Annotated in this window: 20 protein-coding genes; 18 read left to right on the top strand and 2 right to left on the bottom strand. The window is 34.2% G+C overall.

Features of this window, described 5'->3' with window-relative positions:
- Window positions 1-401 precede the first annotated feature (401 nt).
- Genes ACMAZI_RS00575 through lepB form a run of 3 tightly spaced genes read left to right on the top strand, consistent with a single transcriptional unit; the run spans window position 402 to window position 2949 of the window.
- The gene (locus tag ACMAZI_RS00575) at window positions 402-1007 is read left to right on the top strand and encodes an SAM-dependent methyltransferase (protein WP_114706115.1); all 606 of its coding nucleotides are present in this window, start codon (window positions 402-404) and stop codon (window positions 1005-1007) included.
- Entirely contained in the window at window positions 991-2223 is a 1233-nt protein-coding gene (locus ACMAZI_RS00570; RefSeq protein ID WP_114706116.1) for a penicillin-binding transpeptidase domain-containing protein, read from the top strand. Before ACMAZI_RS00575 ends, ACMAZI_RS00570 begins: the two co-directional genes overlap by 17 nt.
- Entirely contained in the window at window positions 2224-2949 is a 726-nt protein-coding gene (lepB, locus tag ACMAZI_RS00565) for a signal peptidase I (RefSeq protein ID WP_120404023.1), read from the top strand. It begins immediately after the preceding gene.
- Here lepB and ACMAZI_RS00560 read toward each other — a convergent pair.
- Window positions 2946-5285 carry an endonuclease MutS2 gene (locus tag ACMAZI_RS00560; RefSeq protein WP_412473984.1) on the bottom strand — a complete coding sequence of 780 codons (2340 nt, stop codon included), beginning with the start codon at window positions 5283-5285 and terminating at the stop codon, window positions 2946-2948. The two genes, lepB and ACMAZI_RS00560, sit on opposite strands and share 4 nt — an antisense overlap.
- Here ACMAZI_RS00560 and ACMAZI_RS00555 point away from each other — a divergent pair.
- The 15 genes from ACMAZI_RS00555 to ACMAZI_RS00485 all read left to right on the top strand — a co-directional run bounded on the left by ACMAZI_RS00555 (window position 5284) and on the right by ACMAZI_RS00485 (window position 22082).
- Window positions 5284-6585, top strand: coding sequence for a hypothetical protein (locus ACMAZI_RS00555; protein WP_412473985.1), 1302 nt, complete (start codon window positions 5284-5286; stop codon window positions 6583-6585). The two genes, ACMAZI_RS00560 and ACMAZI_RS00555, sit on opposite strands and share 2 nt — an antisense overlap.
- A gap of 40 nt (window positions 6586-6625) precedes the next feature.
- Window positions 6626-7408, top strand: coding sequence for a hypothetical protein (locus ACMAZI_RS00550; RefSeq protein WP_114706120.1), 783 nt, complete (start codon window positions 6626-6628; stop codon window positions 7406-7408).
- Window positions 7408-8586, top strand: coding sequence for a class I SAM-dependent rRNA methyltransferase (locus tag ACMAZI_RS00545; protein WP_114706121.1), 1179 nt, complete (start codon window positions 7408-7410; stop codon window positions 8584-8586). The genes ACMAZI_RS00550 and ACMAZI_RS00545 overlap by 1 nt, the downstream gene beginning before the upstream one ends.
- Window positions 8576-9523, top strand: a complete 948-nt coding sequence (locus ACMAZI_RS00540) for an AAA family ATPase (RefSeq protein WP_114706122.1) — start codon at window positions 8576-8578, stop codon at window positions 9521-9523. The genes ACMAZI_RS00545 and ACMAZI_RS00540 overlap by 11 nt, the downstream gene beginning before the upstream one ends.
- Window position 9524: 1 nt before the next feature.
- Window positions 9525-10370, top strand: a complete 846-nt coding sequence (locus ACMAZI_RS00535; protein WP_114706123.1) for a DUF58 domain-containing protein — start codon at window positions 9525-9527, stop codon at window positions 10368-10370.
- Window positions 10367-11131, top strand: coding sequence for a hypothetical protein (locus ACMAZI_RS00530; RefSeq protein ID WP_412473986.1), 765 nt, complete (start codon window positions 10367-10369; stop codon window positions 11129-11131). Before ACMAZI_RS00535 ends, ACMAZI_RS00530 begins: the two co-directional genes overlap by 4 nt.
- On the top strand, window positions 11121-12110 hold the full coding sequence (locus tag ACMAZI_RS00525; RefSeq protein WP_114706125.1) for a VWA domain-containing protein: 990 nt from the start codon (window positions 11121-11123) through the stop codon (window positions 12108-12110). The genes ACMAZI_RS00530 and ACMAZI_RS00525 overlap by 11 nt, the downstream gene beginning before the upstream one ends.
- Window positions 12110-13885, top strand: coding sequence for a VWA domain-containing protein (locus ACMAZI_RS00520; protein ID WP_412473987.1), 1776 nt, complete (start codon window positions 12110-12112; stop codon window positions 13883-13885). The genes ACMAZI_RS00525 and ACMAZI_RS00520 overlap by 1 nt, the downstream gene beginning before the upstream one ends.
- Window positions 13885-15543 (top strand): BatD family protein, encoded by a 1659-nt coding sequence (locus tag ACMAZI_RS00515; protein ID WP_114706127.1) that lies wholly within the window; start codon window positions 13885-13887, stop codon window positions 15541-15543. The genes ACMAZI_RS00520 and ACMAZI_RS00515 overlap by 1 nt, the downstream gene beginning before the upstream one ends.
- Window positions 15530-16450, top strand: a complete 921-nt coding sequence (locus tag ACMAZI_RS00510; RefSeq protein ID WP_114706128.1) for a bifunctional riboflavin kinase/FAD synthetase — start codon at window positions 15530-15532, stop codon at window positions 16448-16450. Before ACMAZI_RS00515 ends, ACMAZI_RS00510 begins: the two co-directional genes overlap by 14 nt.
- Window positions 16443-17123: a hypothetical protein gene (locus ACMAZI_RS00505; protein WP_412473988.1), complete on the top strand. Its 681-nt coding sequence runs from the start codon at window positions 16443-16445 to the stop codon at window positions 17121-17123. Before ACMAZI_RS00510 ends, ACMAZI_RS00505 begins: the two co-directional genes overlap by 8 nt.
- Before the next feature lie 74 nt (window positions 17124-17197).
- Window positions 17198-18874 (top strand): GspE/PulE family protein, encoded by a 1677-nt coding sequence (locus ACMAZI_RS00500; RefSeq protein WP_205570962.1) that lies wholly within the window; start codon window positions 17198-17200, stop codon window positions 18872-18874.
- A gap of 22 nt (window positions 18875-18896) precedes the next feature.
- The gene (locus ACMAZI_RS00495) at window positions 18897-20036 is read left to right on the top strand and encodes a type IV pilus twitching motility protein PilT (protein WP_120404032.1); all 1140 of its coding nucleotides are present in this window, start codon (window positions 18897-18899) and stop codon (window positions 20034-20036) included.
- Between the two features lie 8 nt (window positions 20037-20044).
- Window positions 20045-21259 carry a type II secretion system F family protein gene (locus ACMAZI_RS00490; protein WP_120404033.1) on the top strand — a complete coding sequence of 405 codons (1215 nt, stop codon included), beginning with the start codon at window positions 20045-20047 and terminating at the stop codon, window positions 21257-21259.
- 199 nt (window positions 21260-21458) lie between these two features.
- Window positions 21459-22082: a type IV pilin protein gene (locus tag ACMAZI_RS00485; RefSeq protein ID WP_412473989.1), complete on the top strand. Its 624-nt coding sequence runs from the start codon at window positions 21459-21461 to the stop codon at window positions 22080-22082.
- A 31-nt stretch (window positions 22083-22113) separates the two neighbouring features.
- Here ACMAZI_RS00485 and ACMAZI_RS00480 read toward each other — a convergent pair whose 3' ends face one another.
- Complete coding sequence (locus ACMAZI_RS00480; protein WP_412473990.1) at window positions 22114-22773, bottom strand: hypothetical protein; 660 nt, start codon at window positions 22771-22773, stop codon at window positions 22114-22116.
- Window positions 22774-22783: the final 10 nt, after the last annotated feature.

Genomic DNA, 22783 nt, shown 5'->3' with positions numbered 1-22783 from the left:
GTTTATCCCCAAATTTCTTACAATAAAATTCTAAAAATATTGTTGACAAGCTTTGAAAGCACTTTGAAATGTGTATATGTTGATAACTTGGTGTTTTTTGTTGGTAAGTTGGTTCGCAACCTGTCAAAGTATGACATCACTACGCAACATAGATGGTAAAGTATTGAAAATAAGGGATTTCATTAGTAAAAGTAAAGACAGTGAAAAATAACCAACGATTATAGTCAAGTGTGGATAACTCTGTTAATAATGTTAGTAAAAAACCTGAGTCAATAAGTTTTTTCACAAAATAAAAAAATATTTTGCTCTCAGATGTAAGAAAATATAGATGCGCTTACAAATTAGCATGAATTCAGTTCTGCAAATAATGTTTAGCTAATAGTAGGTATAAGGTTGAGGTCATGACGTTTAAAGTTAAGGATTACTATTATAAAAAGGCCAAGAAAGAGAACTTTCTTGCTCGCTCAATTTATAAATTAGAAGAGATTGATAATAAGTATAAAGTTATTAAGAAGGGTAATAATGTTCTTGATTTAGGTTATTTCCCAGGCTCGTGGATGCAGTACACGAGTAAGAAGATTGGGCCAGATGGCTTTGCTGTCGGTATCGATATCAAACCAGTCAATAAGAAACTTTTAGGAGTTAAGAATATTAAACTCTTTGAAAAGAGTATTTTTGATGTAACGACAGTAGAAGAGCTTGATTTTGATGATCGCTTTGATGTTGTTATTTCTGATATGGCCCCTAATACAACGGGTGTTCGATCAGTTGACCAGTTAAGGAGTTTAAACCTTATTGAGCAGGTTTTTCATCACTTACCTGTCTTTTTAAAGCCTGGTGGAAACTTTGTTATTAAAGTATTTGATGGCCATGAGGCGCAAGTCTTTTTAAAATCACAAAAAAACATTTTTAAAGAATTCCATTTTTTAAAGCCAAAATCGACACGATCGGTAAGTAAGGAATTCTTTGTGATTGGTAAAGGCTATAAAGGTGATCAAAAAGTATAAATTTATCTATAAGTATTTACTAATCTTGGCCCCACTTGCCTTGATTGGTTTTTTCTTTTTAGGAAAAGAAGAGAATAAAAAAGCAAAAGTTGAAAGTAAACCAAGTGTTATTAGTGATCAGCAACTAAAGCACTATCTCTCCAGTCAATTATTGGACCCGGTTGAACCATTTCAACAATCAATTCAACACAATGGCAAATTGTATAATATTGAGTACGCAACAGATAAGAAGCTTGAAAAGTTTGTTCGCTGGAGGTTGCGCTACTATCGTCCTGATAAAGCAGCTGTTGTTGTAATGGATAATAATAATGGAAATCTTTTAGTTTCCCTCGGTTTTACTAGAAAAGGGAAAGTCTTTGATTATTTACTACCATTTACTGGGACCCATCCCGCCGCCAGTGTCTTTAAGATTGTAACTAGTGCGGATCTTGTAAATAATGCTGACTTCGATATTCATGATAAATTTAAGTACCGAGGAAGAGGGACAACTCTTTATAAGTACCAGCTAAAAAATAAGAAGACACGTTGGCAGAGGTCGACTTCTTTTGATCGTGCCTTTGCATATTCAAATAATGTAATCTTTGGTAAGGCCGCCATTAACAACACAACTCCACAGGAGCTAGAGCAAATGGCGCAAAAGCTAGGTTTTAATGAAGACCTTATGAGTGAAATCGATTTAGCTCGCTCAACATTTGAAGTTCCAAAAACTGATTACGCCTTGGCCGAGATAGCCTCAGGTTTTAATAAACGCACACAGATGTCACCTGTTCATTGTGCTGTGATTTCAAGTATTGTGGCAAATGAGGGAGAGCTTACTTATCCACGCTTGGCACTGCATTTAAGTGATAATAAGAGCGAGGATGTCTGGACAAACGAAATAAGAAAAGAACGAGTTATAAATAAGAAAGTTGCTGATGAGTTATCTGAACTGATGCAGGGAACGATTAAAAGGGGTACAGCAAGAAGAACCTTTAGACGTTATATGAATCGTCGCCTTTCAAGCAAGCTTGAAATGGGAGGTAAAACAGGTTCTATTACAGGTGGATTCCCCTATGGAAAGCGAGACTGGTTTACTTCTTATGCAAAACCTAAAAAGGATAATAATGACAAGGGTATCTCTGTTTGTGTTATGATTATTAACTATGAAAAGTGGTATGTTAAATCCACAAAATTAGCACAGGAAATAATCTCAAGATACTATAGAGGGCTTAAGTAAGTGAGTGAATTGATAGAAGAGAAGATTTTAAATCGTAAGAGGACATTTATTAAGATGACTCGCGATTCATTCATTATAATCATTTCACTTTTAATCTTTCGCTCAGTTTTATTTGAACCATATAGAATCCCTTCTGGGTCAATGATACCAACCTTAGAAATTGGAGATTTCATCCTTGTAAAAAAGTTTCAATATGGATTGAAAGTTCCATTTTCTGATATCGCTCTTGGAAATATTAATTTAACACCTACTTATCTCTTTCGTACTAATGAAGTTGAAAGAGGGGATATCATTGTATTCAAGTATCCAAATGACTTGAAAATAAATTACATAAAAAGAGTTATTGGCCTACCAGGTGAGACTATTGAAATTAAAAATAAGGAAGTTCTAATTAATGGTCAAAAAATGTCTGAGAAATTAATTGCCACAAAAAATAATGATAATTATGAATATTTTCAAACAACAGTCAATGATAAAGAATTTGTTGTTAAAAAGGATATGGATAATATCTATAAATTAAATTTCAAAAAAACTAAAATCCCCGAAGGCCATTATTTTGTAATGGGTGATAATCGCGACAATTCCTCAGATTCTCGTGCTTGGGGTTTTGTACCATTTGAAAATATAAGAGGTCGCGCCTTCTTTGTGTGGTTTTCGATGAAACAAGATAGTTATTCAGGACAAATGACAATAAACTTTGATCGAATCTTCAAATCAATAAACTAATTATTGTTTACCAAGTCTATTCTCGTTGCGCCGTCATTGCCTTCATCAGGTGTCCAAGTTAAGTCTTTGTGCCTTCTCATCTCATTTCTAAGCCATTTCTTAAGTGTTCCATCTCCATGGCCATGGACAATGATTAGATATGGTATATGACCCATTCTTAAATCATCAATACAAGAGAAGACTTTTTGTTGAAACTCACTTAGTCTCATTCCACGACAATTAACTTCAGTTGTATAATTAATTGTTTTGAAGACATTGATTTGTACTTCTTTCTTAGGCTTTGCCTTTTTATTGCGATCAATACCTTGTTGATCAAAGAGAGAATTTTTAGGAACTGTTATTTTTTTTCCATTGACCTCGACAATACAATTCTTACCCTTAACCTCAGAAGCTACACATGTTGTGTTTAGGCGATCGCAAAAATAGCGGTGCCCCTGTTTGACCTCTTTTGCTACGGTACGTACTTCTTCTTTCGCTTTCTTCTCGTCATGATCAGGCTTTAGCTTTTCAAACTGTTTACTTAGATGAGTAATTTCATTGCTTAGGCTTTTAGCCTTAACGTCATTTAGGCCTTTAATGATTTTTCGTATCTCTTTTTCATAATTATCAAAAGCTCTCTGCTTTTCGAGAAAGAGAATACCTTCTTGAGATTTTTTTTGATTTTTTAATTCAAAGTTGAGCTGTTTATTCTCACGTAGTGTTTTATCGATTTTTTCTTGTTTACGAGATAAATCCTGTAGTAACTTTTCATATGTTACATACTTTGTATCTAACATCTTCTTAGCATTATCGAGAATTTTTGTAGGGATTGAATGTTCATGACTTAAGCGTTTGAAGATTTCAAGGGCCATTGATGAGCCAGGGGTCCCCATAGCAAGTTTATATGTCGGACAATTCTTTTCAAAGTCATAACCAACATGGGCCGAAAGGAAGTCTGGATTGTCTTGCATTTTGGTTTTTAAAAGTTGGTGGTGAGTTGAAATAAGTACATCACATCCAAGCTCATGTGTAACATAGTTAATTATAGAGTATGCAAGAGAAGATGCTTCATCTGAAGATGTTGAATTAAATATCTCATCAGCGGCAATAAGTGAGTTATTTTGAATATTTTCAAGCATACCGAGAATGACTTTAACTTCACCAGCAAAAGAACTAAGTCCCATCTCAAGATCTTGATAGTCGCTATCAAAATAGAAGATATCTGTTTTGTACTGTAGCTTTGCCTTTTGTGCAGGAATGAAAAGCCCAAGTTTAAAAAATAGATGAGATATGACAATACTCTTAATACTTACTGTCTTTCCACCTGTATTAGGCCCAGAAATAATTATGCCTTTATGATTACTTTCTAGTTCAATACTATTTGTGACACACTCATCGATTAAAGGATGATAGAAGTCCGTAATGATGGTTTCACCATCAGCACTGATTTCTGGATAGCAGAAGTTTTTTGCATGTGAATAACTTGCTAATGTATTTGTATAATCAAGTGAAATATAGAAAGAATAAATATCTTTCATAACTTGAATATCATTACTAATTTGTTCAGAGTAGCCTTTACAGATCTGAGATAGTGCATAATCTATCTTGGAGTTTATTTCGATTAATTCGTTGGCCATTTTTCTCGTCGATACAGGTTCGACAAAAAGTGTATTTCCAGTTGATGATCGAGCGACAATGCTTCCAATATCACTTCGGTAAGAATCACTTCTAATAGGAATGACAAATCTTTCATTTATTATGTCAAATGTATCCATTTGTAGACGTTTAGAGATATCTTCATCTTTTAATATAAAGTTAATCGTTTCACGTATTCTTCTTTCAAGTGATATTTGTTCCTGAATTAAAGGTGCAATAATTGGATGTTTTTCAAGGTGTACGCTACCATCGGCATCAACAAACTTTCTAAATGGATTGATGAATTTACTTTTTAGGCGTTGAGTTTTATTAATGAAACCTTCAAGGATTTCTCTATAGTCTCCAAAGTTAAGTGTACGCTTAATTGGAAAAAGATTCTCAATAAGATTTGCTAAAAAGTTAAGTTGATCTATTGTTGCAACGCCGCCTTTTGAGATGTAGTTAAGCGCGTTATGATTTTCTTGATTATCTCTTAGATTGCTAAAGAATATCTCATGTAAACTTCCTACCTCATCAATCTTTTTAATTAATTCGTTTAAATTAGAAAAGTGAGAAGCTAGGGATTCTAATTCGTAAACCTTTGGGTTTTGTTCTATAATGTTTTTATTGGTATCAAATTTCGCATACGTTGTAATTTCTGAAGCAATTTTACTCCAGTCAATATTACTAAGCGTTTGTGACAAAATAGTTGGATTATTCATGAATTTAAATTTCTCAGAGCTTGGACAAAATGTCGATAAAATTAACAAGCAAATTATGGAAAATGGGGAATCAACATGTCCTAAAATCCAAAAGATTTTTTCATCAGGCAAGTTGCTATTACTTCAACTTAGGCTTAGGGGAAGAAACCTTTGTATAACGATTGGCAGAGGTGGAGAATACTGTGGGATTTGGGATACGATTCAAACTATACCTTCAGAATATCGTATCCAAAGAGATCAGTTCCTCGAGTTTTTAAGATCAAATATAAGAAATGCGAGACTCGTTAAAATAGAAGCAGATACACTTGATAAGTGTTTATCCTTTCAGTTTCTAGATAAATCTAGGCTATTGTTATTTTGGAAAGGCCGACAGCTATATTTCTCATATATTTATCAATCTAATAACAAATGGATGCACTTCTCTCCATGGATTTCACAAAAGAAACTTGAGTTTAATGAAGAGTCTGACTTTGATTTATTTGATGAAATAGGGCGTAAACAATTAGATATAAAGAACATTAAAGAATCAAAACTTGTTCTAGAAGCGAATGATGTCTTTAATAAAAAAGTTGAAACTGGTTACAATAAGAAACTACTACGTAAAAAGTCTCTTATCTCTAAAGACCTAGAGAATTGTAAAATTAGACATGAAATCGAAGAAAAATTAATTAAAGATGACTTAGATTTATCAGGTCACGTTTTTAAATATAAGAACTTCAAAGTTAAATTTGATTATAGTGCAAATTATTATCAAAAAAAGAATAGTGTTTTCACTAAGATAAAGAAATTAAAAAAAGGTGAGGAGTTTCTCACTAAGAGATTACAAGATGTGATCGAAGAATTAGAGAATAAAAAACAAACCTTTGTTCAGGAAAAAGTAAATACTCCAATATGGAAGAAAGTAGCACAAAGTAGTAATGAACCTAAAAAGTCGGATGATCATGTCATTGTAAAGTGGGGAGAAATCTCAATCGCCATTGGCCTAAATACGAGAGGAAATGATTATATCAGAAGTAAATGGTCAACTAAGGGAGATATGTGGTTTCACCTAGATGGTGATAAAAGTGCACACCTAATTGCGAAAAATGCTGATACCTTTGATTTTGATACTTATAGTGTCCTTGCTTCAATGCTTGCTGAGTACAGTGAATTTGGTGCGGATCAAATACCTGTGATTTTTACTCAGGTAGAAAACTTGAAAGGAGTCAAGGGAGCACAAGGTAAGGTCATTTATAAGAAAGAAAAGCATTTAATACTTCCAAAAGTCAATTGGAAGGAAATAATTTCAACTAGTTGGTAATGCTGTATGTCCCTTTTAAAATAGCTTAAAAGGACGTTTTATGCTTAAATTTAATATTTCGCTAATTGTTGTATTACTTCTATCTGTATCTTCAGTTTTTTCAAATAACGAAAAAATTTTTGAAGACCATAAATTAAGAACCTACACACCACTAGCAGGTGAAATTAAAGATCTATTCTTTGATATTAGGGAACCTAACTTGGAAAGTTACGTTAAGTCGAATACGGCATTGGTACCGGATGATGTCTACTATCGAGTGTATTGGTCATTTCCAAATAACATACGTGTTCGAGTCGAAGGACTACCTGAGAAAGGATTTGATTTATTAAAGCAAACACTAATTGCTAAGGTTAAGCCATATGTTGAGTTGATTTTAGCTAAAGATTTAACAACTGCTTTAGAATCAAGTGTTTATAAAAAAGATACGAAAGAGTCGGCCCGATATATTAGGGTGAAGTCAAAAAAAGAATTACTAGACTTAGCTGTATCGTTTTATTCAAGTGGTCATATTAAATCAATTGAAACAAAGAGCCCAAACCTTATCACTACAACCGCTTTTTCATACTCTAAAAAGTCGTGGGCCAAAGGCAAGAGTGTTGTTTCTCAAATCGTTATTAGTGAAGGTCGTGGGGTGTCTTCAGTTAAAAAAGAAATTGAAATTGAATACGATAAAGTGAATACGTTTGGTCTTCCAAGTGAAATTAATACAGTCTCTTATGCCATGAACGGTGATAAGAAGATTGATCTTGGAAAAATGAATTTGAAGGTGAATAATTATCATATCAATACAGGCAAAGCTAAGAAGTTTATGGGTATTGAATAATGAGAACAATAAATATAAAGAAGAAAATAAATCTTCGGTTTGAAGAAAAAGTAATACTGCTTTCTGAAAATGATATTGAAGATAGTTTGAAATCTTATCGACCTGGTGAATGGTGCTTCTTTGAATTTAATAAAGCTAAGTACATAGGCTTTGTTAATCCAAATTCTTCTCGTAAAAAAAATATATGTGTTTATAAGTATTCACAAGATGACCCCTTATCCTTAATTAAGAACTTAATTAACAATGCAGTTTCTTATAGAAAAGAGATTGGCTATGCTCTAGATTCGAGACTCATTTACGGAGAAGCAGACGGTCTGCCTGGTGTTATTGTCGATTCCTATGAAAACTGTGCTATTTTACAAATTAACTCAGCAGGAATGGATCAGTTTCGAAATGATATAAAGACATATCTCAATGAATTGATTGATAAAGATGTTTTACTTCTAGATAACGAAACATATCGAAAGATTGAAGAACTTCCCACTTTTAAAAAAGATGATTTGCCTGAAGTTATAAGTGTAACTGAAAATGGATTTAAATATAAAATCGATAGAGAGTTGATGCAAAAAGTAGGTTACTACTACGATCATAGAGAAAATCGTCGTAAATTTGAAGAGCTAACGATAAGAACTGGGCAATCATTTAAGAAAGGCTTAGATCTGTTTACATATGTTGGTTCTTGGGGACTGCATCTACTTAGAGCAAATGTTTCAAAAGTCGATTTTGTTGATCAGGCAAATATGCAAGGTGTCGTCGATGAGCATCTCAGTCTTAATAATTTTTCGGGCAAGGGAACATTTATTAGAAGTGATGTATTTAAGTTTCTTGATGGTGCAATAAATAGCGGTAATGAATATGATATTATCGTTTGTGATCCTCCAGCATTTAGTAAGAACTATAAAGATAAGAAAGCTGCACTTAAAGGTTATGAAAAATTATATAACAAAATTTTTCAAATAATTGAAAACGGTGGCCTTCTTGCCGCTGCATCATGTACCCAAAATATTAGTATGAGTGAATTAGATCAATGTGTTCTGAAAGCTGCTAATAAAATAGGGGTAAGTGTAAAATTAATTGATACAGGTATTCAAGGGCTTGATCACCCAATATCAAATTTAGATTCAAGATCAAATTACATAAAATATTTAGCATATAAGGTGGATAGAAATGACAGATAATTCAAGACAAAAAGTACTAAGTGTCTTAGACAGAGCAAAACGTATTGTTTATGGACAAGATGAAATGCTTGATAGCATTATCGCAGCTCTTGTTTGTGAAGGACATTTACTAATTGAAGGTATGCCTGGGCTTGGTAAAACTCTTTCTGTTTCTACAATGAGTAAGCTCTGTGATTTAACATTTAAAAGAGTTCAATTTACACCAGACTTACTTCCATCGGACTTAGTGGGGACTATGGTCTACTCTCAACAAAAAGAAGAGTTTTCTACTAAGTTTGGCCCAATCTTTACACAACTTTTACTCGCAGATGAAATAAACCGTTCCCCTGCTAAGGTACAATCGGCTTTATTAGAGGCCATGGCAGAAAAACAAGTAACAATTGGAGATTCTACACATAAGCTATCGAGCCCATTTGTCGTTCTTGCTACGCAAAACCCGATAGAGCAAGAGGGTACATATCCTCTTCCTGAAGCACAGCTTGATCGTTTTATGATGAAGGTACAAGTGAATTATCCAGACTTTGAAGCTGAAAAATCAATTCTTGATATGGAAAAAATTAAAGATGAAATGGCTTCTATTCTTTCAACAGATGACATTCTTTCAATTAGAGATGAAGTCGAAAAAGTATATGTTGATGATAAAATGAAAGACTTAATTGTAAAGATTGTAAGAGCAACAAGACCTGGTGATCAGCACTTTTCTCCTGACTTTAAAGGGTTGGTTCAGGCAGGTGCTTCTCCACGTGCAGCAATTTGGCTACACAAGCTTGGAAGATTTAATGCCTTTATGGCCCAAAGAGACTACGTTTCACCAGATGATATTATGAAAGTTGTTGCCTCTGTCTTAGGGCATAGAATTATTCTTACTTATGAAGCCACTATTGATGGCCAAAACGCAAGGGATATTGCAGTTAAGATCGCACAAAAGATGATTTAATATGAAATCAGTTGAAGTACATAAAATTGTCCAAGGAATGAAGAATAGTCTTTTTAAAAGGGCCAATTCTTTTTCTATTGGAATGCTTAAGTCTCACTTTAGAGGCACGGGGCTTAAGTTTAAAGAACATCAAGTGTATGTTCATGGTGATGATGTACGTTTTATAGACTGGAAGATGGTGGCAAAAACGAATACACCATATATTAAGACATTTGAAGAAGAAAGAAATGTTGAAATAACAATATTATTAGATTGTAGTCCCGGAATGGTAATTGGTCATAATGGCGTCTCTAAAATACAGGCGGCTTTTGAAATTATCAGCCTTTTATACTTACTTTCAGAAAAAACACATGACTATATTGAAACAATAATTTGTTTAAACGATAAAGTTGTAAGAGTTCAAAAGAAAAGAGGAGAAGCAGGCCTCGTCGCATTTGTCGACAGCTTGAGAAAATCTAAAGTTATTGATGAAAATGGTGAAGTGAATACGGAATTTCTTGTGAATCAAAAAGAAAGAAATTTCGCAAAATTTGATAAAGAGTTAGTAAGAGAGTTTTATAAAAAAAGAGAGGTCGTTATACTAAGTGACTTCTATGAATTTCTTTCTCCTGAGACCTTAAAGAGGTTAACGGTTAGAAGGCACGTTCATGCCTTCAGGCTGTTAACTCCCTTAGATACTTCTGATGAGTTTAGATTTACTCTAGTTGGACGAATCGCAGGAAAGGGGAGTGGACGAGTTAATACTCGCTTTAAAGGGAAAAATGAAAAGTTAGATTATGATTTTCGTTTGAAAGATATTGATGTTAGTGATCGTTATTTAGATGTTTTTGTAAAGGAGATGCTATGAGATTTCTTTTACTTATTATTTCTATTCTGTCTCTGTCTACGTTTGCACTTGATACAAAGCTAACACTTGAGCTTATCGATAAAGAGAGTTCATGGGATGTTGGTGAAATAAAAGACTTTAAAATCATGCTACATCCAATTAGTGAAGTAAGTGATCAGGATATTAAAAAATCATTACTTTCTAGAAACTTTGTGGACATGATTAAAATCCTAAAAATAAAGAAGCAATTTATTTTAAAAGAAAATCCAGAGTATTATATTGTTGAAGCTAGAGGTGTGCTAATAAGCGAACCTAAGCCTAACTTTCCAAAGATTTGGGACTATCGCGGTATGGCAGTCGCTGTGGATTATTCTGCTATATCATTTTCTAATACTCCGGTTTCAAGACAGGACTTCTTTGTTTTTGATAAGAGTGTGCCTGGCCAGTTAAGTCCTTTAATTATTCTGTTAATTTCTATAACTGCAATCGTTGTTCTTATTTTAATCTTTATATTCTTTCGTAAGATTCAAACAAAGAATGCTCAAAAAAAGCATTGGCAGAATATTGTCGATGAATTTAAAAAGGTATCAGATCGTAAAGGTCACGAGTATATATACTCAAATCGTCATAAGTTTTATGAAATATTTTCTAATAAAGATGCTTATGTCGAATATTTAAACTTAACTAATAAAGTTCAGTATAAGAAGGATTGGGATCAGAGTGACTTAATAACATTAGAGGAGGCCCATCGTAAGGCCAAGGAGAATATTGTTGTTAGATAGTTACGTGTTTCAAAATAAATATTTATTTATTGCTGGTCTAGTAGGATTACTCTTTTGGATCTTAGACTTCTTCAGTGTCATGAGAAAAGGGGAGTTAATTCTACCTCCAAAATATCGTACACAAAATGTCTTCTCAATTATGCGAGGTATCTTGTTAGTTCTTGGTGTTATCTCTTGGCTTCTTATTAGCTTCGCTCTAATGGGGCCCAAAACCCCGATGGGTAAGAGTAATGTAAAAAAAGAAATTAATGACATCTATTTTGTTGTGGATGTTTCACGTTCGATGCTCGCAGAAGACTTTCCTCCAAATCGCTTGGAAGCAGCTAAGGAACAGATACGAAAGTTCGTTGAGCTCTCGCCAGTAGATCGTATTGGAATTATTATGTTTGGAGATAAGGTCTTTACTCTAATTCCTGTTACAACTGATTTAAAGCTTGTGGAGCAATCAATAGAACAAATTAAAATTGGTTTTTTAGGTTCTGGTACAAATATTGGAGACGCTTTAGGTCTGGCACTTGCAAGATCTGAGACGAGTATAGCGGCGAATAAGTCAATTGTTCTTCTAACAGACGGTAGTGCTAATGCTGGTCTAATGTCACCTATGCAGGCTGCTGAAAAAGCAAAAGAGCTTGGAATTAAGATCTATACAATTGGTATTGGTGGTGATCCTAATGCAAAACTACCTGTTGGTAGAGATGCATATGGACGTAAACGTTATCAAAATATGCCAGGCCAAAGTATGGACTTTGAAACTCTTCGCAAGATTGCACAAGAGTCTGGTGGAAAAGACTTTGTGGCATCAGACAATGACTCTCTTAATGAAGTTTTATCTGAAATTAATAAGCTTGAAAGGAAAGGCCTCGAAATTAAAGGACGAATAATCTATAAAGAGGACTACTATAAATATCTGATGGCCGGATTCTTCTTATTAGTTTTTGTTGAATCCATTCGACGTATTGGATATAGGGAAGTTGCGTAATGGAATTTGTTAATATTAAATTATTAGTGATTTCAGTTGTGGTTGTAGCAATTTTTTCATTGATTTCACTACGAATTAGAAATAAGTTTTCTAAACTAGTGCAGTCTATTTGGTCATTAAAAATCAAGAAAAGACAAAAAATTTCAATTATTTTCTATTTCTTATCATTTTTTATTTTTGCTTTTGCTGTAGGTGATCTTAGAGGTCCTGAAGAAATCGTTGAATCTAATATACCAAATCAACGAACACTCATACTTATTGATAATTCTATGAGTATGCTTGTAGAGGATGTAAGGCCTAATCGAATTTCTAAGGCAGCTATTATTGCAAAACATTTTGTTAAGAATGCCTTTGGCCACCAAGTATCATTGAGTATATTCTCTGATATTCAAAGAAAAATTGTTCCATTTACTGATGATTTAGACATACTTGAGTCGCGTCTTGAAACAATGTTGTCGGCAGCACCAGATGGGGGCTCAAATGTTAGTTTAGCTCTAAAAGAAGCATTTCAATACTTTAAAACTTCTAATGGGTACACAAAGGGAAATATCCTCTTAATTACTGATGGCGAAGAACATGGAAGCATTGATGTTGAAATCCCTGAAGAAATTAGCCTTGGAATTGTAGGTGTCGGAACACCGGATGGTGGTAAAATTCCTGTTCGTGATAAGCGTGGAAACTTTAGACGATATAAAAAACATAACAATGTTGAAATCGTATCAAAATTAAATAAAACTTTCTTTGAGGATTTAGTAGAGAAATCAAAGTATTCAAAAGTATGGTTTATCGAATCATACAGTTTACCAACTCAAGAGATATTGGACTTTTTTAAAAATGTACATTTAAATGCCTTTTCTAAAGGAAGTTTCAGATCTCGTCCTGTATTGGGGTATTGGATTATTATTAGCGCTATTATTTCATACGTTATCTTCGTGATACTAAGTCGCTTTAAAATGTTTAATGCAATGACAGCAATCTTCATAATGTTAATTGTTGTTGGCTCGAAAGATAAAGCATTTGCAAATCAAGAAGATCTAGCAGCGCAGCCGAACCCCTATCAAGATGAGCTAGTTGAAAAAATGCGTAGAGGAGAAATTACTCATAACGAAAAGTTAAAGCTAGCAGAACTATATTTAAAGCAGAAGAATGGTCAAGAGCAGTCCGTAGAAATTTATAGTGAAACATTAAGTAATTATGAGAATGAGAAGGATGAAGACCTTTTTAACTACGCTACAGCTTTACTCAAAAACAATCGACTCGAGGACTCTTTAAACTTATTTGATTATATAAGTACACGTACTCAAAACAATGATTTAAAAAAGAAAATTACTGAGCAAATTAAGTTGGCTTTGAAAAAACAAGAACAAAAGAAGAAACAAGATAAGAAAAATAAGAAAGATAAAAAGAATAAGGATCAAAAAGATAAGAATAAGGATCAGAATAAAGACAATAACGGGAACTCTGAGCAGAAGAAAAAGCAGGGGCAAAATAAAGACGATAAAGGTCAAGAGAAGAAAAATAAGAAGTCTGGTCAAGGTAAAGAGGATCAAGAAAAAAAGCAGCAGAGTCAAAAGAAAGATTCTAAAAATGGTAATAAAAAAGAACAAAAAACTAAACAGCAGCAATGGAAGCAGATTGAGAGTCAGGCAAAACGTAAAAAGAAGATGCGTAAGGCCAATGGTGTTTTTAAGCAAATTATGAATGATGACGCTCAGTTGCAACAGAAATTTATAGATACTTCATCTGAAGGTGATAATAATCGTAAGGACTGGTAATGATAAAATGGATTTTAATTTCACTTCTTGGTTTATCTACTTTTGCACAAACAATTACAGCAAAAGTAAATTCAAGTCAGGTAGCATTAGAAGATTCCTTCAAGTTAACGATTTCTTTTGAAAGTCAAAGTAATGTTGAGCCATATGTAAGTTTCAAACTTAATAATGGAGAGATAATTTCTGATAACACTAATGATGCAAGCCGTATGATGGTTAAGGGGATTTTTGCTGGCGGTAAAATGATCCAGAAGAAGATCTATAATTATGTCTACGAAATAAGAGCGAGAAAGCCTGGTACTACTGTTGTAAAAGATATTGAAGTCGACCTAGGTGGAAGCGTTGTAAAGCATCGCTCACTCTCTGTACGAATTTTAAGGCAAAGAGCGGCCCTACAAGATTATTTTGTTAGAGCGGAGGTTGATAAGTCACAAGCCTATGTTGGTGAGCGCATTGATTTAAATTACTATGTATATTTTAAGGGTGAGATTACAAACCCTGAATTTGTAAAGTTCCCAGTACAAAAAGGTTTTTTAAAGAGATTCGAATTACCTCGCACTAATGTAGAAAGAGTCAGTATACAAGGTGAAGTATATAAAAGGTTACTAGTCTATAAGTCAGTATTGTATCCAGAAAAAACAGGTGATCTTTCAATTGATCCAATTGAGTTAAGAATTCAATATCCTGATTATAAAAGTAGAAGAAGAAATGCTTTTGGAATGTCATTTTCTTTTTCAAGCGCAACTTATAAAACAAAGGTTATACGAAGTGATCGCGTTAAAATTAAATCGATCCCAATACCTACAGAAAATATGCCAAAATCATTTACTGGCCTTGTTGGACAACATCGCTTTGAACTGAGCTTTAATAAGTCTAAGGTTGTTGTAAATGATGTTTTAGAGGCTAGGTTAAACGTTGTCGGTGACGGTGCGTTGGAGAAATTTGAAGCACCTCGTTTAATTAGCTCAGATGCTTTTGAAGTATTTGAGGCCCGTGCAGAAATGATTGAGAAAACACCTCTTGATAAGAATAAACGTTTTGATTACACATATCTTGCAAAATATTCCGAAGATATTCCAAAAAACTCATTGGAATTATCTATTTTTAATCCACTAACACATCAATTTGAAACGACGAAGTTAGAAATTGATGCTCTTTCTATTATTGGTTCGGGAACATCTTCTTCAAATATTTCTTCAAAAGAAGCTACAACTGTAGCCAAAGAAGCAAAAGAAAATATTAGAAGCACTGTCGAAAAGAATATTCAACAAAATGTTATGGCACCTGTGTTTAAACCATCACAAAAACGCAACATTTGGACAATTATAAATTATTCACTCGGAGCGATTGCTGTGTTTATACTTGCCTTAACCGCTTTTCCATATATTAGATTATTTAAGAGAGATCCTCTTAATGATCTTAAGAAAAACTTTGTTTATTCTCAAATCTTTCACTATATCTGTACCTATTCAAATAATAAGTCAGGTGATAGTCTGGGAGATAAGATTGAGAACTCAAACTTAAGCAGTGAAGCTCGTACTTATTTTAGTAATTTAGTTGAGAACGCAAGTAAAAACGAATACAAGGGTGCAAAGCTTCCATTGAAGTTCGAAAAGAAATATTGGAACGAACTAATAAGAGAATCAAATGAAAGTAATTAAATCTTTGAATGAGTTAAATGAACTCGACTATGCTGTCACTATTGGTAATTTTGACGGTGTCCACTGTGGCCATCAGAAAGTTATAAGAAATATTAAGGACGAGTGCGAAAACTCCAACTTAAAATTAGTTGTTGTTACATTCACACCTCACCCAATTCAGATCCTAAATCCCAAGGAGCATTATCTAATTAATAGTTATTCAGAAAGGCGTGAACTTTTATCTGAATTAGGAATTGATTATTTATTTGAAATTGAATTTAATCGAGATATTTCTCTAATGCCACCAAAGGACTTTTTGGATGAGTTTATTTTTAATGCAAAGGCCCCTGCTAAGTTTTATCTTGGGCACGATTTTGCATTTGGTGCACAAAAAAAGGGTAATCATAGTTTTGTAAAAAAATACTGTGAAGATATTAATACAGAAGTGATAGTTTTGTGCTCTTTTGATGTTGAGGGGGGAAAGGTCTCAAGTACAATTGTAAGAGAGGCCCTTGCTGATGGAGATGTTGAATCAGTTAGAAAGTATCTAAAACGCGACTATTTTATAAGAGGACGCGTCATTAAAGGTGCTGGACGAGGACGTCAAATCGGCATTCCTACAGCTAATCTCGATCTTGATAGATATCGTCGATATCCAAAAAACGGTGTCTATATAACAAAGACAAAATTTGGTGAGTCAACTTGGTATTCCGTTACTAATATTGGTCATAATCCAACTTTTACTGATGGTATGGGGGTTTTTGTCGAAACTCATATCCTTGACTTTGATAATGATATTTATGGTAACGAGATCGAGGTATCTTTTATTAAAAGGCTTCGCGATGAAAAGAAGTTTGATTCTGTTAACGATCTCATTGAGCAAATTAATTTAGATGTTGATAAAACAAGAGAATATTTTAATGATTAAACTCGCTCTCTTAGGAAAAAGTATTCATCATTCTAAATCTCCGGATATTTATGCTGAACTTTTTAATAATGAAGTCGAATATACTCTTCTCGATATAGCAAAGCCTCAATCAATTCCTTCTCTTGATGAAATTTTTAAAGAGCAAATGGGCCTATCTATTACTGCACCCTATAAAACTCATTTCATTAATGCTGTGGAAATGGATACTACCGTTAGAAAGATTGGCGGTATAAATTGCATTAAAAAAGAAGGAAGTCAGTATATTGCTACAAATACTGACTATTTAGCGGCAAAAGAAATCTTTTTAAGAGAAAACTATAATGAGAGAGAAGTTGTTGTTCTTGGAAGTGGAACAATGGCAAAGATGTTTAATGTCTTATTTGATGAATTAAATATAGATTATGTTCAGTACTCTAGAAGTGTTGATGGAAACTTGAATGATATCAATTTTGAACAAGAATTTAACCTCGATAAATTGTTGATAATTAATTGTTGTGCACGAGCATTTCATTTTAATTTATCATTATCAAAAAATACTATTTTCTGGGATATGAATTATAAACATTCATTCCATGAGTCTTCCCTGACAAATAAACTCACTTATATTGATGGAAGTGAACTTCTTTACCTACAGGCAGTGGCCGCAAAAAAATTTTGGAACTTTACGTTATAATATAAACAAATAGTTAATAATTATTTGTTTGTAAGTAGTTAATTTTCAAAGAAATTTATACTGGGTAAAGTAAAGTGATAAGAAAAGAATTCCTCGAAGTTATTGCAAAAACTGGAATGGTTCCAAGAAAAGACTTGGTTCCTCTTTCAGCAAATAAGAATCCTGGCGTTGTTTCTGAGTTAGATTTATTAAAGTTTAACTTCTTTGATGATGTGAAGTTTGCAAAGGCCGTTGCAGAAAATAGTGGCCTTACATATGTTGACCTTTCAGAGACGAAGGTTCCGGAATCAACTCTTCAAATGATTAAGAAGGGTGTTGCAACAAAGTATAGAATTGTTCCTTTAAAAAGACAGGCCGGCTCTCTTGTTGTTGCTATTTTTGATCCTTCATTAATAGAAGTTAGAGCAGAAATTCAAAAAGATATTCAATCCAATGTCGAGTTTGTCCTTACCTCATTATCAGCATGGAAAGCTCTCTACCAAAATATTACCGCATCAATTGATGAAATTCTTGAAACAGTTAGAGAAGTTAGGGCCGATCAAGCTCAAGGTGATGAGAATGTTAAAGAAGAAGATATTGGTGAAGATGTAATTTCATTTGTTAATAAGATCTTAGCAGAGGCATATCTTAAAAAGGTTTCAGATATTCACGTAGAGCCTTATGAGAATAACTTTAGAATTAGATTCCGTCTTGATGGTTCTCTAATTGAATACGCACAGCCTCCAAAGTCGATGCTTATGCCACTGGTTTCAAGAATGAAAATTCTAAGTCAGTTAGATATTTCTGAAAGAAGAATTCCTCAAGATGGACGTATTAAATTAGAGATCGATGGGAACCCAATCGATTATCGTGTTTCAACGCTTCCAACTTTATTTGGAGAGAAAGTTGTAATGCGACTTCTCGATCAATCAAACCTTCAGCTTGATATGACAAAACTCGGATTTGAGCCAAAGCAATTAGAAGTTTTTCTTGAGGGGATCAGGCAGCCATATGGGATGTGCTTAGTAACAGGGCCAACTGGTTCAGGTAAGACAACAACTCTTTATTCGGCACTATCAGAACTTAATAGTATTGAGAAAAATATTTCAACAGCTGAAGATCCTTGTGAGTTCAACTTAGAGGGGATTAATCAGGTTAACGTTCGAAAAGACATCGGTTTAGACTTTGCTCGCGCTCTTAAGGCCTTCCTTAGACAAGACCCTGATATTATCATGGTTGGGGAGATTCGAGATGAAGAAGTTGGTGAGATCGCTATTGAAGCAGCACTAACTGGGCACATGGTTCTTTCTACTCTACACACAAACGATGCACCATCAACTGTTACAAGACTTTTAAATATGGGACTTGAGCCTTTTCTTATTACAGGCTCGTTGAATGTGGTTGTCGCTCAAAGACTTTGTCGAAAGATTTGTGAAAATTGTAAAGCTGTTGATGAATCAGTCGGCGTTGAAGAAATTATAGCCTGTGGTGTTACCCCGAACTCTGCAAAGAATTTAAAAGTCTACAAAGGTAAAGGCTGTGAGTTTTGTGATGGAAGTGGATATAAGGGGCGTGTCGCAATATATGAAGTCTTAGAAATGACTCCAGGTGCACGTGAGCTAGTTTTAAAAAACTGTTCATCTGATGACTTAAAAAAACAGGCCATTGCTGACGGTATGAAAACACTTCGAATGTCGGCTCTTACTAAAGTAGCCGAGGGTGTAACGACATTAGAAGAAGCAGTTAAAAACTCAAGTATCGATAAACTATAGTAGGAACTACAGGAACCAAAAGATGAGTAACGATAGTACACAAACAAAAACTCAGACCGAAACACATGCAGGTGGTGCTGCAATTACAGAATCGCTAAAGATTCAGCAACTATTTAAGTTAATGGTCGATAACGGTGGCTCTGATTTACACCTTACACCGGGAACAGCTCCAGCAATGAGAGTAAATGGTGATATTGTTAGGGTAAAGCTTCCGGCTCTCGATGCCTCGACAAGTAAAGCTTTGATCTATCAAATCTTATCAGAAGAGCAAAGAAACGAATTTGAAAAGAACTTAGAACTCGACTTGGCCTTTGGGATTAAAGGATTAGCTCGATTTCGTGCGAATATATTTTATTCTAAAGGTGGTGTAGCGGCCGTTTTTAGGTTAATTCCAAGTGCTGTACCAGATTTTAAAGCTCTAAATCTTCCAAATGTATTAATGGAGATGACAGATGTAACTAATGGTCTTTTCCTCGTTACTGGTCCAACTGGTTCCGGGAAGTCAACAACACTTGCGGCACTGATTAATCGTCTCAATGAAATTGAGCCTGCACATATTGTTACACTTGAGGATCCTGTTGAATTTGTTCACCCACATAAAATGAGTATTGTGAACCAAAGAGAAATTGGTCGAGATACACATTCATTTGAAAATGCATTAAAGGGTTTATTAAGACAAGACCCGGACATTGTGCTCGTTGGTGAGATGCGTGATGTTGAAACAATTGAAGCGGCTTTAACAATTGCAGAAACTGGTCACTTAGTTTTTGGTACTCTTCACACAAACTCATGTGTTCAAACAATGAATCGTCTTGTTAACGTTTTCCCATCTGATCAACAAGATCAGGTTCGAACTCTTTTATCTTTTGTTCTCCAAGGGATTGTTTCTCAGCAGCTGATTCCAAAAACATATGAGCCAGGTCGAGTGGCCTGCCTTGAAATCTTAAGACCAACTTCTGCCATTAGAAATCTAATTAGAGAAGATAAGATGCACCAAATTTATTCTCAGATGCAAATTGGACAGGATAAAACGGGAATGACAACCATGAACCAGGCCATAAAGAAGCATGTCGATTCAGGTGCCATTGATGTTGAAACAGCAATGTCTTATTCAACAAACCCAGAAGAGCTAGGTCCACAACTTGGTATTAAGGAGAGATAGAGTAAGTTATGCCACTATATAAATGGGAAGGACTCGATAAAAATGGAAAGAAAGCTAATGGTCAAATTCAGGCCAATAGTGAGAAAGATGCAAAGAAGCGTTTGCGCGCTCAAGGTAATCGTGTCCGTAAAATTATTCCACCATCAATTCTTGAATTTGATATCAATGCTTGGCTAATCGAAAAGGGAATAGGCTCGGCCTTTGGTGCAGCAGAATTAATGAATTTCACTAAGCGTTTATCAATTATGATTAATGCAGGTGTACCGATTATTTTATCATTAGAAATTATCTACAAATCTGAAAAAAATCCAGCTCTTAAAAATGCTATTAAAAATATTGCAACGGATGTTGCTGAAGGTAATACGCTTGCTGAAAGTATGCGTAAGCAGCAAGGATTTGATAATCTCTACTGTAACCTCGTTAAGGCAGGTGAAGTTGGTGGTATCTTAGATGAAATCTTATCAAAGCTAACAGAACATTTAGAAAAACAAGAGAAGATTAAAAAGCAAATTAAATCTGCTATGAGTTATCCATTAATTGTTTCTGGCATCGGTGCTCTCGTTGTTTGGGGTCTTATCACTTATGTTGTTCCTCAATTTACTTCGATGCTAACAGATACTGGTCAGGCCCTTCCTTGGATTACTCAGTTTGTCATCGACACCTCTGATTTCTTCGGAGAATATTCTGGAAAAATGATTTTATTTGGAATTGCTGCTTCAATGTTTTTTACCTACTTTGTGAAAACACCACAAGGAAAGATTCTATTTGATAAGTTCTCCATGAATGTTCCAGCTTTTGGAAATGTAATTATTAAAGGAAGTCTTGCTCAGTTTTCAAGAACGCTTGCAACTCTACTTGGTTCAGGTGTGGCCCTTATTGATGCCTTAGAAATTTGTATTGAAACGATTGATAATAGTGTTATCTCAAATGATATCAAAACAGTACGAAAAAAGGTTGTTGAAGGTAAGACGTTAACTGAACCATTAAGTAAGATTGACTACTTTCCAGAAATGGTTGCTCAAATGATTAAAGTTGGTGAATCGACAGGTTCAATTGATCAAATGTTAGCAAAAATTTCTGATGTTTTTGAGGACGAGGTTAATGAGGCCATCACTGGAGCAACAAAGATGCTTGAGCCATTAGTGCTTGTTGTCTTAGGTGGGATTATTGGTGGAATTATGATCGCAATCTACTTGCCAATGTTTATGTCAGCAGGAGCTTAGTAAAAGACAAGAATTGTGGGCAAATTAGTTAATATTTATTGGTATGTTAACTATTTAAGTTGTTGATATTATATAAAATTAAGATTTTTTTTAGTTATACCGTAAAGTTATACTGAGGGATAAAATGGGTCTAAATTCCATTCATGAACTCAATAAACATTATTAATCTATCTAAATTAGATTAACGAGGAGAACAGAAATGAAATTTACACAGGAATTAAAAAACTCGAAGGGGTTTACCCTGGTTGAGTTGATGGTCGTTGTTGCCATCATCGGAATTCTATCTGCGGTAGCAATTCCAAACTTTAAGAAGTACCAAGCAAAAACAAAAACTTCAGAGGCTAAGCTTCAGCTCGCTTCTATTTATTCTGCAATGGCAGCTCTTCAAACAGATTACGACTCATTTGGATCATGTTTAGGAGATGCTGGCTATGTATCACCTAATGGAACTTGGGATGGGCCTGCTGCAGCGGGTACAGGTAATAATTATTATTCATTAGGTTTTTCAACACCTACAACGACTCCAAATGGAATTGTTACTGCAAATGGTGGTGTTTGTTCTAATAATGAATATGGCGTAGGTGCCGCTAAAACAGTTGGTGGTAAGAGAACTCAAGTATCTGAACTGTCATCAGTTACATTTACAGCTGGTGACCTTGGTGGTGATGGGCTTACGCAACCAGGGGTTAATGATGAAGGTGGTTTTTTCGTAGCTGGTGCTGTTGGTTATATTGATTCTGATAATACAGCTGCTATTGGTAACGCTGACAAGTGGGCAATTGATCAAGACAAGCAACTAAAAATGATTAATCGCGGTTATTAATATAAGAGAACGTTAAAAGACAGAAGCCAGCTTATAGCTGGCTTTTTTTTATTCTTCTTATTTTTTTTTGTATTGCTTTCCTCTCTTTCGGATTCTTAGTTGAATCAAGTTTTTCATAAAGAACTCTTAAATATGTTCCCTTTGAAGAAATTCTTTCTTGTGCTTGCTTAATTAAGGTTGGTAATATTCTAAAATGATATTCCTTTGGTAGTGATTTGATACGTTGGTAATATTTCAGCGATTTTTCAAAGTCTCGAATTTGAAAATGATAATTAAAAGCAGCATTGTAAAGTAATTGGAAATCATCAGGGTAAAAAGAGAGTCCCTTCTCAAATATTTCAGCTGCACTGTAAATGTCATCTTTTATAATTGATAAATATACTCCACCATGTAAGTAGTTCTCGTAAAAAGTAGGGTCTAGGTCTGAAATTAATTTAAAACGATAATATAGCCAAGACTTTTCTCCAGGACTAATATGCTCAATATCTGCATCTAATAGTGTTTTAGCCCATATGAATCCTGAAATAAATCGATAGTTTCCAAAGGAAATAATTTTAACAAAGTCTGAGTTAAGAGTAGAGTATATCTCAGGGTTTATAGGTTTATTATATGAGATGAATTTATTTGTTAAAATAAGTGCTATAATTGAAATACTAATTTTACAAATGTTGAGTAAAGATGTTTTCTTCATTGTTAGCGAT

This window comes from Halobacteriovorax sp. YZS-3-1, assembly GCF_047084945.1.
GTDB lineage: Bacteria > Bdellovibrionota > Bacteriovoracia > Bacteriovoracales > Bacteriovoracaceae > Halobacteriovorax_A > Halobacteriovorax_A vibrionivorans.
The sequence above is the reverse complement of the archived record's forward strand: the minus strand, read 5'-3'. Positions and strand labels throughout refer to the sequence as shown.